Source organism: Rhodothermales bacterium (assembly GCA_039944855.1).
Lineage (GTDB): Bacteria > Bacteroidota > Rhodothermia > Rhodothermales > JANQRZ01 > JBBSMX01.
This window is the reverse complement of the sequence record JBDUXZ010000011.1, coordinates 1-13,866: the sequence shown is the minus strand read 5'-3', so window position 1 is coordinate 13,866 and position 13,866 is coordinate 1. Positions and strand designations below refer to the sequence as shown.

Below are 13,866 nucleotides of genomic sequence, written 5' to 3'. Positions count from 1 at the left end.
GCTCAGAATAGCCCGGTGATCATCCCCTCGTCGTTGACGTCCATCCCGAGCGCGGCGGGGCGCGCGCCGAGCCCCGGCATCAGCATCATGTTGCCGCAGACGACGACGAGGAAGCCCGCGCCGGCCGAGAGCTGCACGTCGGTGACGGTGAGCGTCCAGCCGCTCGGTGCGCCGCGCCGTTTCGAATCGTCGGAGAACGACGACTGCGTTTTGGCGATGCAGATCGGCAGGTCGCCGAAGCCGAGCGCGACGAGGCGGTCGAGTGCCTTCCGCGCGCCGCTCTCGAAGTAGATGTCGCTCGCGCCGTACATCCGCGTGGCGACGGCGTAGATCTTCTCCTCGACGGTGTCGTCGAGGTCGTAGAGGAAGCGCGGGGTCGGGTCGGGGTTGCCGTCGGCGAGGGCGACGACAGTCTCGGCGAGGGCTTCGGCCCCGGCCCCGCCGTGCGCGAACGCCTCGTGCGGGACGCACGGCACGCCCCACGCCTCGCACGCCTCCGCCATCATCGTCAGTTCCTCCTCCGAGTCGTCGGGGAAGCGGTTGACGGCGACGACGACGGGCGAGCCGAACTGCTGCATGTTGCGGACGTGACGTTCGAGGTTCGTCAGCCCGCGCCCGAACGCGGCGGCATCGGCGGGCACCGTCGGGTCGGCCTCGCCGTGGTAGCGGACGGCGCGGCATGTCGCCACGACGACGACGGCGGAGGGCCAGAGGTCGGCCTGCCGGTTGACGATGTGGAAGAACTTCTCGGCCCCGAGGTCGGCGCCGAAGCCGGCCTCGGTCACGACGTAGTCGGCGAGCTTGCGGGCGATGCGGTCGGAGAGGACGGAGGCCGTGCCGTGGGCGATGTTGGCGAACGGGCCGGCGTGGACGAGCGCGGGCGTGCCCTCCATCGTCTGCACGAGGTTCGGCATGATGGCCTCGTTGAGCACGACGGCGAGCGCGCCCTCAGCTTCGAGGTCGTGGGCGCGGAGCGGCTCCCCGTCGCGCGTGTAGCCGACGATGATCCGGCCGAGGCGGTCTTTGAGGTCGGCGCGGTCGCGGGCGAGCGCGAGGATCGCCATGATCTCGGAGGCGGCGGTGATGACGAAGCCATCCTCGCGCGGGACGCCGCCGAGCCGCCCGCCGAGGCCGACGACGACGTGGCGGAGCGCGCGGTCGTTCATGTCGAGCGCGCGGCCCCACAGCGGGCCGGTCACGTCGAAGCCGAGGTCGTTGCCGCGGAAGAGGTGGTTGTCGAGGAGCGCGGCGAGGAGGTTGTGCGCCGTCGTGAGCGCGTGGAGGTCGCCGTTGAAGTGGAGGTTGATCTTCTCCATCGGGAGGACCTGGGCGTAGCCGCCGCCGGCCGCGCCGCCCTTGATCCCGAACACCGGCCCGAGCGAGGGCTCGCGGAGCGTGATCATCCCGCGCTTGCCGAGCCGTCCGAGCGCCTGCCCGATCCCGATCGTCGTCAGCGTCTTGCCCTCGCCTTGCGGCGTCGGCGACATCGCGGTGACGAGGATGAGCTTGCCGTCGGGCCGGTCGGCGAAGCGGTCGAGCACGCTCAGCCGGATTTTGCCGGTGAACTTGCCGTAGAACTCGAACTCCTCTTCGGCGAGGTCCAGTTCGGCCATGAACTCGCGCATGTGGCGGAGGGGCGACTGCTGGGCGATCTCGATGCTGGTGAGCACGGGCGTAGGGCGTTGGTGAGGAGCCGGAGTGAAGAGGCGAGAGCCGGGACGAACGACGGCCGCGTGCTCCCGAACAACCGACCCGTCGGTTCCACGACCGCTCGGGTCATCGGGGCGCGCAGCCGCCGTTCCGGCTTCCCACCGTGCGACAACGTCGCGCTCCCGGCGTTGCCGCGCTGCGAGGCGCGGTAGCGGCATCGCGTGGGGGATTCCACGACGCGGAGCGCGCCGCCGATTTTCCATCGCCTTCACCTCCGCGCGGCGACGCCGGGCGATACAGCCGTTTAGATTCGACCCCCCGCTATCCGACCCCGTCCCGACCTCTTTTCATGCTGCCCCGTCCGCTCGCCCTCGTCCTATTCCCCGTGCTCCTCCTCCTCGGCTGCGACAGCGACGGGAGCAACGCGGGCGCCGACCTCACCGTGACCGGCTTCGTCGTCACGACGCCGGAGCGGCCCGAGGCCGATCCCTTCCGTGCGTGCGGGCGGCCGGCGCGCACGTCCGGCCTCATCACCGCCGTTCCGAACCCGTACCGCGGGACGAGCACGTACGAAAGCAGCGCCGACGACCGGCGGCTGCGCTTCATCAACCTGCCCGCCCGCGTCCGCATCGAGATCGTCGGTGCGTACTGGTTCGCGTCGGGGGCGCCGCGCGAAGACGCGCACGTGGCGGGCGGCGTCGTGCGGGTCTACTCGCCGGTGGGGCAGACGGTGCGCGTCCTCGAGAAAGACAGCCCGAGCCGGAGCTTCGACTGGGACCTCCGCGACGCGCGCGGCCGGCTCGTGCCGTCGGGTTTCTACCGGGCCTATTTCACCTCGCCCGACCTCCCCGGCCGCGTGTTCGACGACCTCTACGTCATCCAACCGGAGGACAGCGCAGACCTCATCTTCTTCGACGATGGCGAGGTCGAGATGCTCGGCGACGGCTCGTGGGTCGACCCGACGGGGTGCCTCTAGCGGGGTGCCCGCGTCAGCCGCACTGGCCGAGGAGCCAGAAGAGGACGATGAAGATGAGGACGGTGCTGAAGCAGCCGCCGCCGAGTTTTTTGGCGCCGTACCCGGCGATGAGCGTGCGGAAGATGTTGTTCATCGGAAGCATGAGCGGCGGAGAGGCTAGGGGAGAAGAGGGATGGGCTCTATTATAGGAAGCCCACCCGACACTCGGGACCCCACCGCACAGATTTCCGCCCGCATGTCTGCCCACCGCGCCACCGTCCGCTGGCAGCCCACCGACGCGCCGTTCACGTACGCTACGTATTCCCGCACCCACCGCTGGCACTTCGAGGGCGGAACGGAGGTCGACGCATCGGCCGCGCCGGCGTATCGGGGGGACCCGGCGCTCGTGGACCCCGAGGAGGCGTTCGTCGCCTCTCTGGCGAGCTGTCACCTGCTGACGTTCCTCGCGCTTGCCGCGCGCGACGGGCTCGTCGTGACGGGCTATGAGGACGAGGCGGAGGGCGTGCTGGCGAAGAACGCGGATGGACGGCTCGCCGTGACGCGCGTCGTGCTGCGGCCCCGCGTCACGTTCGGCGGGGCGGCGCCGTCGGCGGAGGTCATGGCGGAGATGCACGAGCGGGCGCACGCCGCGTGCTTCATCGCCAACTCCGTCCGCACCGAGGTCGTCGTGGAGCCCGTCGCCGTCCGGTGAGCGGAGGCGGGCGTACACGAAAGCGGCGGCTGCGGTCCTCGGATTGTTGACCCTCTGGGTCTCCGGTTCGCGCAACCGCCGCTCGGGCTTCCCACCGCACCCAACTTCGCGCATCCGTCGAGCTATCGGTGTAGGGGGGAGGCTGAGCGGGGAGCGGGGAATTGCAGGAGTCGGCCCCCTGGGCTATGCCTGGGATGTCATGCGCGCGTCGTTCTCCGCCCGCGGCAACCCCAAATCCGAGACGCGAGGCGTTCGCGGCGCGTACCTTTCGACTCCTGTTCCCCCGCTCATTAGCCTGTCTTGCGATGATGCTCCTCCCTCTTCGCCACGCCCTCCGATGGGGCGGGCGCCTCAGCCTGCTCGTGGCCCTGCTCGCCCCCGCCGCGTTCGCACAAACAGACGTACTCACGCCCTACGACATCGCCCGCATCGAGACGGTCGGGAGTGTGGCCGTGGCGCCCGACGGCGAGCGCGTGGCCTACACCGTCAGCGTCCCGCGCGACCCGTTCGATACGAACGCGTCGCCCTATTCCGAGCTCTACGTCTACGACGTGGACGACGACACGCACCGCGGCCTCCGTGGCGGCGCCGTCACGCACAGCCGCGTCGCCTGGACGCCCGACGGCCGCCTCTCCTTCCTCACGAAGGCCGCCGATGGCGACGCCCGCCCGGCCCTCTACGTCATGGACCCGGCGACGGGCGAGATGGAGCGGGCGCTGAGCTTCGCCACCTCGATCGGAGCCTATGCGTGGAGCCCCGACGGCAACCGCGTCGCCTTCATCGCCGAGGAGCCGGTGGACGCGGCCGATCCGGTCCTCCCCTACCAGCCCGAGATCTACGAAGAGGAGTCGGCCGATAGCAAGCTGTGGATCGCTACGCCATTCTCCGATGCCGCGCCGCGGATGATGGACCTCGCAGGCACGGTTTACGACCTCGCATGGCGCCCCGATGGCGAGCAGATCGCCGTCGCCGTCGCGCCGACGCCGTTCGTCGACGACTCGTACATGAGCCAGCGCATCCGCATCCTCGACGCCGCGACCGGCGCCGTCGTGGCGCGGATCGAGAACCCCGGCAAGCTCGGCTCCTTCGCGTGGAGCCCGGACGGCGCGCACCTCGCCTTCATCTCCGCCGCCGATATCAACGACCCCGCCGCCGGCCGCCTGATGGTCGCCGACACGCAGACGGGCTCGTTCGACGACGTCCTCCCCGGTTACGAAGGCCACGTCAACGCGATCGCGTGGGAGGATGACGACACGATCCGCTACGCGGCCGATCGCGGCGTCGAGTCCGTGATGCAGCGCGTCCGGCTCACGGGCGGCGGCGGCCTGCTCCTCTCCGGAGGCTTCGCCACGTTCGGCAGCTTCTCGATGTCCGACGACGGCGATGTCATCGCCTTCTCGGCGGACAGCCCGCAACATCCGTCCGAACTGTACGTGATGGCCGGAGGCGCCCCGAAGCGCGTGACCGACACGAACCCGTGGCTCACCGAGAAGCGCCTCGCGCCGCAGGAGGTCGTCGAGTTTCCGGCGCGCGACGGGCTGATGCTGCAAGGGATGTTGATCCGTCCGCTCGATTACGAGGAGGGCACGCGCGTGCCGCTCGTGATGGTCGTCCACGGCGGGCCGGAGAGCCACTACACCAACGGCTGGCTCACGGGCTACTCGCTCCTCGGGCAGATGGCGGCGGCGAAGGGCTACGCCGTGTTCTACCCCAACTACCGCGGCTCGACCGGGCGCGGCGTCGCCTTTTCGAAGACGAGCCAGGGCGAGCCCGCCGGCGCCGAGTTCGACGACCTCGTCGACGGCGTGGACTACCTCGTCAAGACCGGGCTCGTGGATGGCGACAAGGTCGGCGTGACGGGTGGCTCGTACGGCGGCTACGCGACGGGATGGCTCGCCACGCGCTACTCCGAGCGCTTCGCCGCCGGGGTGATGTTCGTCGGCATCTCGAATAACATCTCGAAGGTGGGCACGACGGACATCCCGAACGAGGAGTTCGAGGTCCACGCGCGTAAGCGGGTGTGGGACGACTGGCAGTTCTTCCTCGAACGGAGCCCGATCTACTACGCCGGCCAGTCGGTGACCCCGCTCCTCATCATGCATGGCGCCGAGGACCCGCGCGTCCACCCGAGCCAGTCGCTGGAGCTGTACCGTCACCTCAAGCTGCGCGGGCAGGCGCCGGTCCGGCTCGTCTACTACCCCGGCGAGGGCCACGGCAACCGCTCTGCCACGGCGCGCTTCGACTACACCCTCCGCGCCCTCCGCTGGTTCGACCACTACCTCATCGGCCCCGGTGGCGAGCCCCCGCCCGCCGACGTCTCCAACCTCGCCGAAGAGGCGCGGCCGATGATGAAGGACATGATGGACGGCGCCGGCTCCAACTAGCGCACGTAAACGTCCACAGCGGGGCCGGGCATCGTTGTGGTGTCCGGCCTCGCGTATCGACGCTTCTCCCGAATCCAAGTCTCCAATCGCATGACCCCCATCAAGTTCGGCACCGACGGTTGGCGCGCCGTCATCGCAGACGGCTACACCTTCGCCAACCTCGAACGCGTGGCCCGCGCCACGGCGCGGTGGCTCCACTCCATTGCGCAACAGGGTGCCGACGGCACGCCCTCCGCCGTGATCGGCTACGACACGCGGTTCCAGGGCGAGGCCTTCGCCGCCCACGTCGCCCGCGTGCTCGCCTCCGCCGGCATCCGCGTCCAACTCGCCGACTCGTTCGTCACCACGCCGAGCGTGAGCTGGGCCACGAAGGAGTACGGCCACGACGCCGGCATCGTCATCACGGCGAGCCACAACCCGCCGAAATACAGCGGATTCAAAATCAAAGCCAGCTTCGGCGGCCCCGCCTTCCCCGAACACATCGCGGCGGTCGAGGCCGAACTCGACAAGGCCGACACGTTCGAGCTGCACCCACTCGACGCGCTCCGTGCCGACGGCCTCATCGAGTCGATCAATCTCCGCGAGGCGTACCGCCACGTGCTCCGCGACCGGCTCGACATCGAGGGCATCCGACGCTCCGGGCTGAAGGTCGGCGTCGACCCCATGTGGGGCGCGGGGATGGGGACGGTCACGGATCTGCTCGGGCGCGACAACGTCGTCGAGGTCCACGACGAGCACAACCCCGGCATGCACGGGCAGCCGCCCGAGCCCATCGAGCGCAACCTGGAGTACCTCTCGCGCCTCGTCGTCGAAGAGGGCTGCGACGTCGGGCTCGCCTTCGACGGCGACGCCGACCGGATCGGGATGATGGACGAGGAGGGGCGGTTCGTCGACTCGCACAAGATCCTCGCGCTCCTCGTCAAGTACCTCCACGAGGAGAAAGGCCTCGGCGGCACCGTCGTCAAGACGTTCTCGACGAGTGACATGCTCGACCGGATGGGCGCGGCGCTCGGGCTCCCGGTCGAGGCGACGCCGGTCGGATTCAAGTACATCGCGCCGAAGATCGTCGAGGGCGACGTGCTGGTCGGCGGCGAGGAGTCGGGGGGGATCGCGGTGAAGGGCCACGTGCCGGAGCGCGACGGGATTTACATCGGGCTCACCGTCGTCGAGATGATGATGGCGCGCGGGCTGCGGCTCTCCGAACTCGTCGAGGAATTGCAGGACGCCTACGGCCCGCTGTTCTACGCCCGGCAGGACCTCCACACGACGCAGGCGAAAAAGGAGGCTTTCCTCGACCGTCTCGCCAACCGCCGCCCCGACGCGATTGGTGGCGACGCCGTGACCTCGGTCGAAGACCTCGACGGCGTCAAGTTCCGCTTCGCCGACGGCTGGCTGATGTTCCGCGCCTCCGGCACCGAGCCCGTCCTCCGCATCTACGCCGAAGCGTCGTCGCAGGACCGCGCCGACGGGCTCGTGCAGGCGGGCGTGGACCTCGTCGAAGGCTGAGGCGGAGAGGTAGAGACGCCCCGCCGGGGCGCCTCTACGACGGTCCCGAATGGCTCTCCGGGTGGGCGATGCGGTCGGCGTCGTCCACCCCGTCGAGCAGCCACGGGTCGAAGTCGTCGGCGTCGCCGTGGAGGACGGAGACGTCGCCGGTCGACTCGAAGACGACGGCGTGGACGCTGTCGAGCGAGAGCACGTTGGCCTCACGCAGCTTGGCGCGGAGGTCGGCCTCGGAGACGTTGACGCGGCGGAGGTTGTCGTGGAGGATGGTGCGCCCGGCCATCAGCAGCACGGGCTGGTTATCGACGACGTCGGCGACGGTCGACGAGCGCGCGCGCCACGCGGCGAGGCCGATCTGCAGGGCGTAGAGCGTGGCGAGCGCGACGAGCGCCTGCAGCAGCGGCGGGCTCGGCGTGAGCACGGTGCCCGCGAGGATCGACCCGATGGAGACCGTGACGGCGAAGTCGAAGCCCGACATCTTCGAGAAGCTGCGCAGCCCGAAGAGCCGCGTCAGCAGGATCAGCGCGGCGTACATCCCGACCGCCGAGACGATGACCATGAGGACGGCGGAGCCGGACGTCGTAATCCAGTTCATTGAGATGCAGAGATGGGTGGATAGAGCCGGGGAGACGAGAAATCGAGGAGCGCTAGGAGCGAGGGCTGGCTGCTTCCGCTCTTCGTCTCTTCCGCTCTTCTCAGCGTGCGCTGAGGTTGAGGGTGACGAACACCTCGTCCCCGGCTCCGACGGCGATCCCGACGCCGCCGTAGTCGAACGAGGTGGAGAGCATGTTGTCGCGGTGACCCGGGCTCTCCATCCACATCTGCACGACGAGGGCGGCGAGCGCGTCCGGCGTGTGCCAGAGCGTGGACGTCGTGGTGCGGTCGCCGATGCGAGAGCGGGTGACGGTGTCGTAGAGGCGTCCCCGGTAGAGATTCTCACCGAGGGCGCGGAAGGGGTAGCTCGCGCGGCGGGCTCGGTCGGCGGCGCGCCGGCCTTCGGGGTCGGCGTGGGCGAAGAAGCCGCGGCGCTGCATCGCGTCGCTGTGGGCGCGGCCGAGGGCGGCGAGGGCCGTGTCGGCGTCAAGCCGCGCGTGGCCGTGCCGGTCCCGGACCACGTTGACCTCGCGGAGCACGCGGCGCTCCAGGTCCGGGAGGTCGAAGTGCGGTCGGGCGGCGGGCGCGCTCGGCTGTGCGGCGGGGCGCGGGGTCGTACAGCCCGCCGCAAGCAGCAGGGCCAGCACGAGCAGCACGTGGGGGGACCTAGGCATAGAGGAAACAGAACGGGGCCGGGGAGCTTAGCCCCCGGCCCCGAACGGGTTCCGTGCAGGCGGTCGGCCTACATGTTGTCCGCCGGCGTCGTCTCCACGTCCACGTCGACGTCAGTCGGGATGCGGATGTTGCCGATGGCGTCGCCGAGGTTGTTGAAGCCCTCCACGATGCCCATCTTCATCTCCTGGAACTGCTCTTCCGTCGCGTCGCCGAGGGCGTCGAGATTGGCGACGAGTTCCTGGCGCTCCTGGGCGAGCTCGGCCATGGCCTCGTCGGCCTCGGCACCGGCCTCGTTCTGGAGCCGGTCCATCTCGGCGTCGATCTCTTCGAGCTGGCGGTCGGCCGCCATGCGGAGCTCCTCGGCGTTCTCGGCGAAGGCGAGCTGCGCTTGGTCGATGTCGCGGTCGAGCTCGTTGATCTCGTCGTCGATTTCCATCTTGGCCTCGTTCAGCTCCTCGGCCGTTTCGGCCTGGAGGGCGTCGAGGTCGTTGGCGATCTCCATGCGCTCCTCGCGGAGCTCGGCGATCTGCTCGTTGTACTCCTCGCGCATCTCTTCGCCGGCGTTCTGCGCCTTCGTTTCCAGTTCGGCGATGGCGGCGTCGAGGCGCTGGGTGCGGACGTCGACGTCGGCGCGGTAGGCCGCGATGTCGGCGTCCATCACGCCCGCTTCGGGCTCCATGGGCTCGGCGGGCTCGGTCTCACAGGCGGAGACGAGGAACGCGAGGGCACACAGAGCGATGAGGGGAAAGCGTGTCATGTACGTAGGGGGTTGGTCAGAGGGTAGGGAGCGACCGGCGGGCCGGTCGCGTCGTGCGTTGTTTCACGTCTTGCGTTGGATGAAGCCGACCACGAGGAGGAGTACGATGGCTCCGACCGTGGTCGTAACGAGGCTCCCGACGAGGCCGCGCGCGGCGAGGCCGAGCGGGCCGAACAGGAAGCCCCCGATGAAGGCACCGACGACCCCGATGATCAGGTTCGCCAGCAGCCCCATCGACGAGCCTGTCACCTTCTCCGCGAGGAACCCGGCCAGGAGGCCGGTGAGGAGAAAGAGCAGGATGTTCATGGCTCAGGAGGGTAAAGGCTGCACGCCCCGGCTAGCGGCGCACGAGCTTCACGATCCAGATCAGCGCGATCGCGCCGACGAGCGAGAGCAGGAGGGCGCTGATGCTGAAGTCGCCCGCCATGATGTTGCCGCCACCGACGAGCGGGTTCAGCAGGAAGCCAGCGAGGAGCGCACCGACGATGCCGACGACGATGTTCAGGAGGATGCCTTGCTGGGCATCCGTGCCCATGACTTTGCTGGCGATCCAGCCGATGAGACCGCCGACGATAAGGATGACGATGAGGTTCAGCATAGGAGTAAAGAGTTGGGTGAGGGGAGGGTGAAGCGCGCCGGGTGGACGGACGACGTCCTCTGAGCGGGCGGGCGCGGTCGTGCGTGGGGTGTAGCCGATGAAGAGGGAAGAGCAGGCGCTACCGGGGTGAACGGGTGGCGCGGACGAGCCGAGTGGAGTGCGGAGCCAGGGTTCACGGCAAAGCACCGGGGTGAGGAAGAGCTAGCATGTAACCCACCGTGTGATGCTTTGTTGCATAGCGGGTTAGCAAGATAGGGCACGCCGACGTGCCCTGCCGAAAGGAGGCCGAGGGCGCAACGGGAAAGCCGGCGCCATCAACGAAGCGGATGACGCTAGGATCCCGAGATATGGCTGGAGGCGCGGTAGCGCTGCTGAAGCGGCCCTACTCGCCCGTGGGGAAGTCGCTCCACACGTCGAAAGAGAACGTGTTTCCCTCGCGGGCGATATCGGTGATGGCGAGGCCGCGGTCGATCTCTTCCCGCTCGTAATAGCGGAAACGGAAGGGTGTGGCCGGGGGGTAGGTGTCACCGGGCGCGTAGGCGAAAGGAGGCGTGGGCCTCCATTGCGACCGGCGGGCGGGGAGCCCGGTGCGCTCCATGCTGGAGAAGCGGCGTCCGGTGCGGTCGCGCTTGTAGAGGTAGAGCCCCTCCTGCGGGAGGACGAAGTCCGCGCGGTCGCCATCGGCGTTGACGCCGTCGGCCTCGCGGTCCCACCAGTTCGTCCGCGTCCGCACCTCGACGATGAGGTCACCCTCGCCGGGCGTGCCTCGCATGACGTGGAGGACCTCGTTCGTTTGGTACGTGTCGCCGAGCCGGAGGCGCTGACGGTCAAAGGTGGCGAGGTCGATACGGCGCGGGGTGATCCAGCCGAGTTGGATCCGGTCGGGCGCGCTCATCACGGCCCAGTCGTGGCTCCACATCACGCTCATCCGGTCGGTCCCAGCGCCGGTGCCCTCGTCCTCCACGGCGTGGCGCAGGCCCTGCCGATGCCCGATCTCGTGCGTGATCACCGCAACCGCCGCCTGCACGTTGGGCCCGTTGCTCTGCACCCCGGACGTGCGGGCGATGCGCTTCCCGCCGAGCGACAGGCGGTCGTACTCCCGGTTCGTCCCCATCGGAGCGAACGCGGGCCCGAGGCGGTAGTGCACCACGAGCATGTCGATGACGCCGTCGCCGTCGGGCTCGCCGTCGCCGTCAGCGTCGGGAGTGAAGGCGCCCGTGCGGTTGTCGTAGCGGTCGAACGGGGCGAAGTCGATGCCGTGGGGGTTGGCGGCGATGTGAGCGATGGCCTCGCCCGCAATCGCGATCCAGTCCGAGAACGTGCGCGTCTTCGGGTTGCCGTCGCAGTCCTTGGCGATGCACGACGGGATGAACAACTCGGGGTAGACGAGCCCTTCGAACTGGAATTGCCCGTTCGACATCAGCCAGTAGTAGTGGCTGAGCGAGCCCTCGGTATAGTCGCTAGGGTCCGTGCCGGGCGGGTCGATGAGGCGGGAGGCGAACTGGGGCAGCGCGCGCACGGTGTCCCCATCGACGAGAGTGAAGGCGGGCCACTCCGTCTCCGGGTCGTCCGTCCACGACTCATAGCGCGGCCCGTCCACGCCGGGTGTTTTCCCACAGTACGTGTCGTAATCGACCTCCGGTGGCTTCGTGTCCACGGGCACCCCCGCGAGGTCGACGCAGTGGCGGAAGACGTCGTCCTTCCGCTGGACGAAGACGATGAGCGCGTTGACGCGGCCCTCCAGCGGGATCGTGGATCGGGCCGCCGCCGCGGGCGCTCCGGGGGCCTTCGCTGGCGTCAGCGAAATCGTCCCCCCTCGCTGCGCGAACCCCATCGAGCCCGCGTGCCACACGGTGATCAGCAGGATCGCGGCTTTGATCGCCGATAGGGGATGAGTCATCGCTTCTCCGTCGTGAGTGGGAGGCGCGTACGATTCCTGCGGCCTCGCGGGTCCTGCCATCACGGACGGCTACGCCGCATCGGTCTCCGGCTCCTGCCGTTCGAGCACGAGCACGCCGAGGGGCGGGAGCGTGAGCACGACCGAGACCGGCCGGCCGTGGTACGGCACCGGCGTCGTCTCGACCGAGCCGTAGTTCCCGACGCCGCTGCCGCCGTACCCCTCGCCGTCGGAGTTCAGCCGCTCGTTCCACACGCCGTCTTCGGGCACGCCGACGCGGTAGTTCCGCCGCACGACGGGCGTGGCGTTGACGACGAACACGAGCGCCCGCCCGTCCTTCCCCTTGCGGAGATAGCTCACGACGCTGTTGCCGCCGTCTCCGAAGTCGATCCACTCGAAGCCGGCGGGGGAGTCGTCGTGGAGCGCGGGGTGGTCGCGGTAGAGGCCGAAGACGTCGGCGGTCCACTGCGCGAGGCCGCCGTGGAGGCCCTCGTCGGCGAGGTGCCAGTCGAGGCCGTGGTCGTGGTTCCACTCGCCGCGCTGGCCGAACTCGTTCCCCATGAAGAGGAGCTTCTTGCCGGGGTGGCCGACCATGTGGCCGTAGAGGAGGCGGAGGTTGGCGGCCTTCTGCCAGGCGTCGCCCGGCATCTTCCCCCACAGCGAGCCCTTGCCGTGGACGACCTCGTCGTGGGAGAGCGGGAGCGTGAAGTGCTCGGAGAAAGCGTAGTGGAGCGGGAAGGTGAGTTCGTGGTGGTGGTACTTCCGGTTGATCGGGTCCTCGCCCATGAACTCGAGCGTGTCGTGCATCCAGCCCATGTTCCACTTGTAGAGGAAGCCGAGCCCGCCGCTGTAGGCGGGGCGCGTGACACCGGGCCACGCCGTGCTCTCCTCGGCCACCATGAGGACGTCGGGATGGTGGGCGTAGACCTCGGCGTTGAGGCGCTGGAGGAAGGCGATGGCTTCGAGGTTCTCGCGCCCGCCGTAGATGTTCGGCGTCCACTTCGTCCGGCTGTAGTCGCGGTAGAGCATGCTCGCCACGGCGTCGACGCGGATGCCGTCGAGGTGGTACTGCTCCAGCCAGAAGCGGGCGGACGAGAGGAGGAAGTTCTGCACGCCGGGCTTGCCGAGGTCGAAGACGTACGTCCCCCAGTCGGGGTGGCGCTGCATGATGGGGTCGTCGTACTCGAAGAGCGAGGTGCCGTCGAAGAAGGTGAGCCCCTGCGGGTCCGTCGCGAAGTGGGCGGGCACCCAGTCGAGGAGCACGCCGATGCCGCGCTGGTGGAGCGTGTCGATGAGGAACATGAGGTCCTGCGGCGAGCCGTGGCGGAACGTCGGCGCGAAGTAGCCGAGCGTCTGGTAGCCCCACGAGCCGTAGTACGGGTGCTCGGTCACGGGGAGGAGCTCGACGTGCGTGAACCCGAAGCGCTCGACGTGATCGGCGAGGGGCTCGGCGATCTCGCGGTAGCTGAGGCTCTCGCCGTGCTTCTTGTGGCGCCACGAGCCGAGGTGGACCTCGTAGATCGAGACGGGCTCGGAGAGCGACTCCGGCCCTTTCCGGCTCCCCATCCAATCCGCATCGCCCCAGTCATAGCTGAGGTCGGTGACGACGCTCGCGAGGCCGGCGCTCGTGCTCCCACCCTCGGCCGGGGACTCCATGCGGAAGGCGTACGGGTCCGTCTTGTCGAAGGCGCCGCCGCGGTGCGAGATCTTGTACTTGTACCCCTCGCCCGCGCCCACGCCCTCGACGAACCCGCTCCACAGCGGCCCGTGGCGCTCGAGCGGGTGCGCCTTCGGGTTCCACCCGTTGAAGCCCCCAACGACGGCAACGCCGTCGGCGTTCGGCGCCCAGACGGTGAAGCGGGTGCCGCCGTCTTCGAGGTGCGCGCCGAGGTGGGTGTAGCTGTCGGTGAACTGGCCGTCCTGCCAGCGCTGGACGGAGGCGGAATCGAGCTTGGGCATAGCGGGAGTAAGGCGGAGGAGAGGAGGAGGAGGCTTAGAGCGTGTTATGGACTCGCCCCCCTCGGAGGGGGGCAGCAAGCCCCGCTTGCGGGGCGAGCGGGGGGTCCGCAGCGTTCGAGGAGCCCGATGCGGTCGCGTCGAGCGAGGCGGACCCCCACCTGTCCTCCCCCTCCGAGGGGGAG

General features: G+C 69.3%; 13 protein-coding genes. 4 read left to right on the top strand and 9 right to left on the bottom strand.

The window, feature by feature from the left end:
- Window positions 1–2 precede the first annotated feature (2 nt).
- Window positions 3–1,670, bottom strand: a complete 1,668-nt coding sequence (locus ABJF88_06060; GenBank protein MEP0546476.1) for a formate--tetrahydrofolate ligase — start codon at window positions 1,668–1,670, stop codon at window positions 3–5.
- A gap of 329 nt (window positions 1,671–1,999) precedes the next feature.
- On the opposite strand from ABJF88_06060, the gene ABJF88_06055 reads away from it, so the two are divergent.
- Window positions 2,000–2,626, top strand: a complete 627-nt coding sequence (locus ABJF88_06055; protein ID MEP0546475.1) for a hypothetical protein — start codon at window positions 2,000–2,002, stop codon at window positions 2,624–2,626.
- Window positions 2,627–2,639: 13 nt separating this feature from the next.
- Here the strand turns inward: ABJF88_06055 and ABJF88_06050 are convergent, their stop codons facing one another.
- Window positions 2,640–2,768, bottom strand: a complete 129-nt coding sequence (locus ABJF88_06050; GenBank protein MEP0546474.1) for a hypothetical protein — start codon at window positions 2,766–2,768, stop codon at window positions 2,640–2,642.
- A 93-nt stretch (window positions 2,769–2,861) separates the two neighbouring features.
- Between ABJF88_06050 and ABJF88_06045 the strand changes: the two genes are divergently transcribed.
- The 3 genes from ABJF88_06045 to ABJF88_06035 all read left to right on the top strand — a co-directional run bounded on the left by ABJF88_06045 (window position 2,862) and on the right by ABJF88_06035 (window position 7,207).
- Window positions 2,862–3,317: an OsmC family protein gene (locus tag ABJF88_06045; protein ID MEP0546473.1), complete on the top strand. Its 456-nt coding sequence runs from the start codon at window positions 2,862–2,864 to the stop codon at window positions 3,315–3,317.
- Window positions 3,318–3,622: 305 nt separating this feature from the next.
- On the top strand, window positions 3,623–5,701 hold the full coding sequence (locus tag ABJF88_06040) for a S9 family peptidase (GenBank protein ID MEP0546472.1): 2,079 nt from the start codon (window positions 3,623–3,625) through the stop codon (window positions 5,699–5,701).
- Between the two features lie 90 nt (window positions 5,702–5,791).
- The gene (locus ABJF88_06035; GenBank protein ID MEP0546471.1) at window positions 5,792–7,207 is read left to right on the top strand and encodes a phosphoglucomutase/phosphomannomutase family protein; all 1,416 of its coding nucleotides are present in this window, start codon (window positions 5,792–5,794) and stop codon (window positions 7,205–7,207) included.
- A 34-nt stretch (window positions 7,208–7,241) separates the two neighbouring features.
- Here the strand turns inward: ABJF88_06035 and ABJF88_06030 are convergent, their stop codons facing one another.
- The 7 genes from ABJF88_06030 to glgB form a co-directional block, all read right to left on the bottom strand.
- Window positions 7,242–7,799, bottom strand: a complete 558-nt coding sequence (locus ABJF88_06030) for a YetF domain-containing protein (protein MEP0546470.1) — start codon at window positions 7,797–7,799, stop codon at window positions 7,242–7,244.
- Between the two features lie 100 nt (window positions 7,800–7,899).
- Entirely contained in the window at window positions 7,900–8,472 is a 573-nt protein-coding gene (locus ABJF88_06025) for a CAP domain-containing protein (protein MEP0546469.1), read from the bottom strand.
- 68 nt (window positions 8,473–8,540) lie between these two features.
- Complete coding sequence (locus ABJF88_06020) at window positions 8,541–9,230, bottom strand: hypothetical protein (GenBank protein MEP0546468.1); 690 nt, start codon at window positions 9,228–9,230, stop codon at window positions 8,541–8,543.
- Between the two features lie 63 nt (window positions 9,231–9,293).
- On the bottom strand, window positions 9,294–9,536 hold the full coding sequence (locus ABJF88_06015) for a GlsB/YeaQ/YmgE family stress response membrane protein (protein MEP0546467.1): 243 nt from the start codon (window positions 9,534–9,536) through the stop codon (window positions 9,294–9,296).
- 31 nt (window positions 9,537–9,567) lie between these two features.
- Window positions 9,568–9,825 (bottom strand): GlsB/YeaQ/YmgE family stress response membrane protein, encoded by a 258-nt coding sequence (locus ABJF88_06010; GenBank protein ID MEP0546466.1) that lies wholly within the window; start codon window positions 9,823–9,825, stop codon window positions 9,568–9,570.
- A gap of 385 nt (window positions 9,826–10,210) precedes the next feature.
- A complete protein-coding gene (locus ABJF88_06005) occupies window positions 10,211–11,728 on the bottom strand; it encodes a hypothetical protein (protein MEP0546465.1) in 1,518 nt (505 codons plus the stop codon).
- A gap of 69 nt (window positions 11,729–11,797) precedes the next feature.
- Window positions 11,798–13,684 (bottom strand): 1,4-alpha-glucan branching protein GlgB, encoded by a 1,887-nt coding sequence (gene glgB / locus ABJF88_06000; GenBank protein ID MEP0546464.1) that lies wholly within the window; start codon window positions 13,682–13,684, stop codon window positions 11,798–11,800.
- Between the last annotated feature and the right edge of the window lie 182 nt (window positions 13,685–13,866).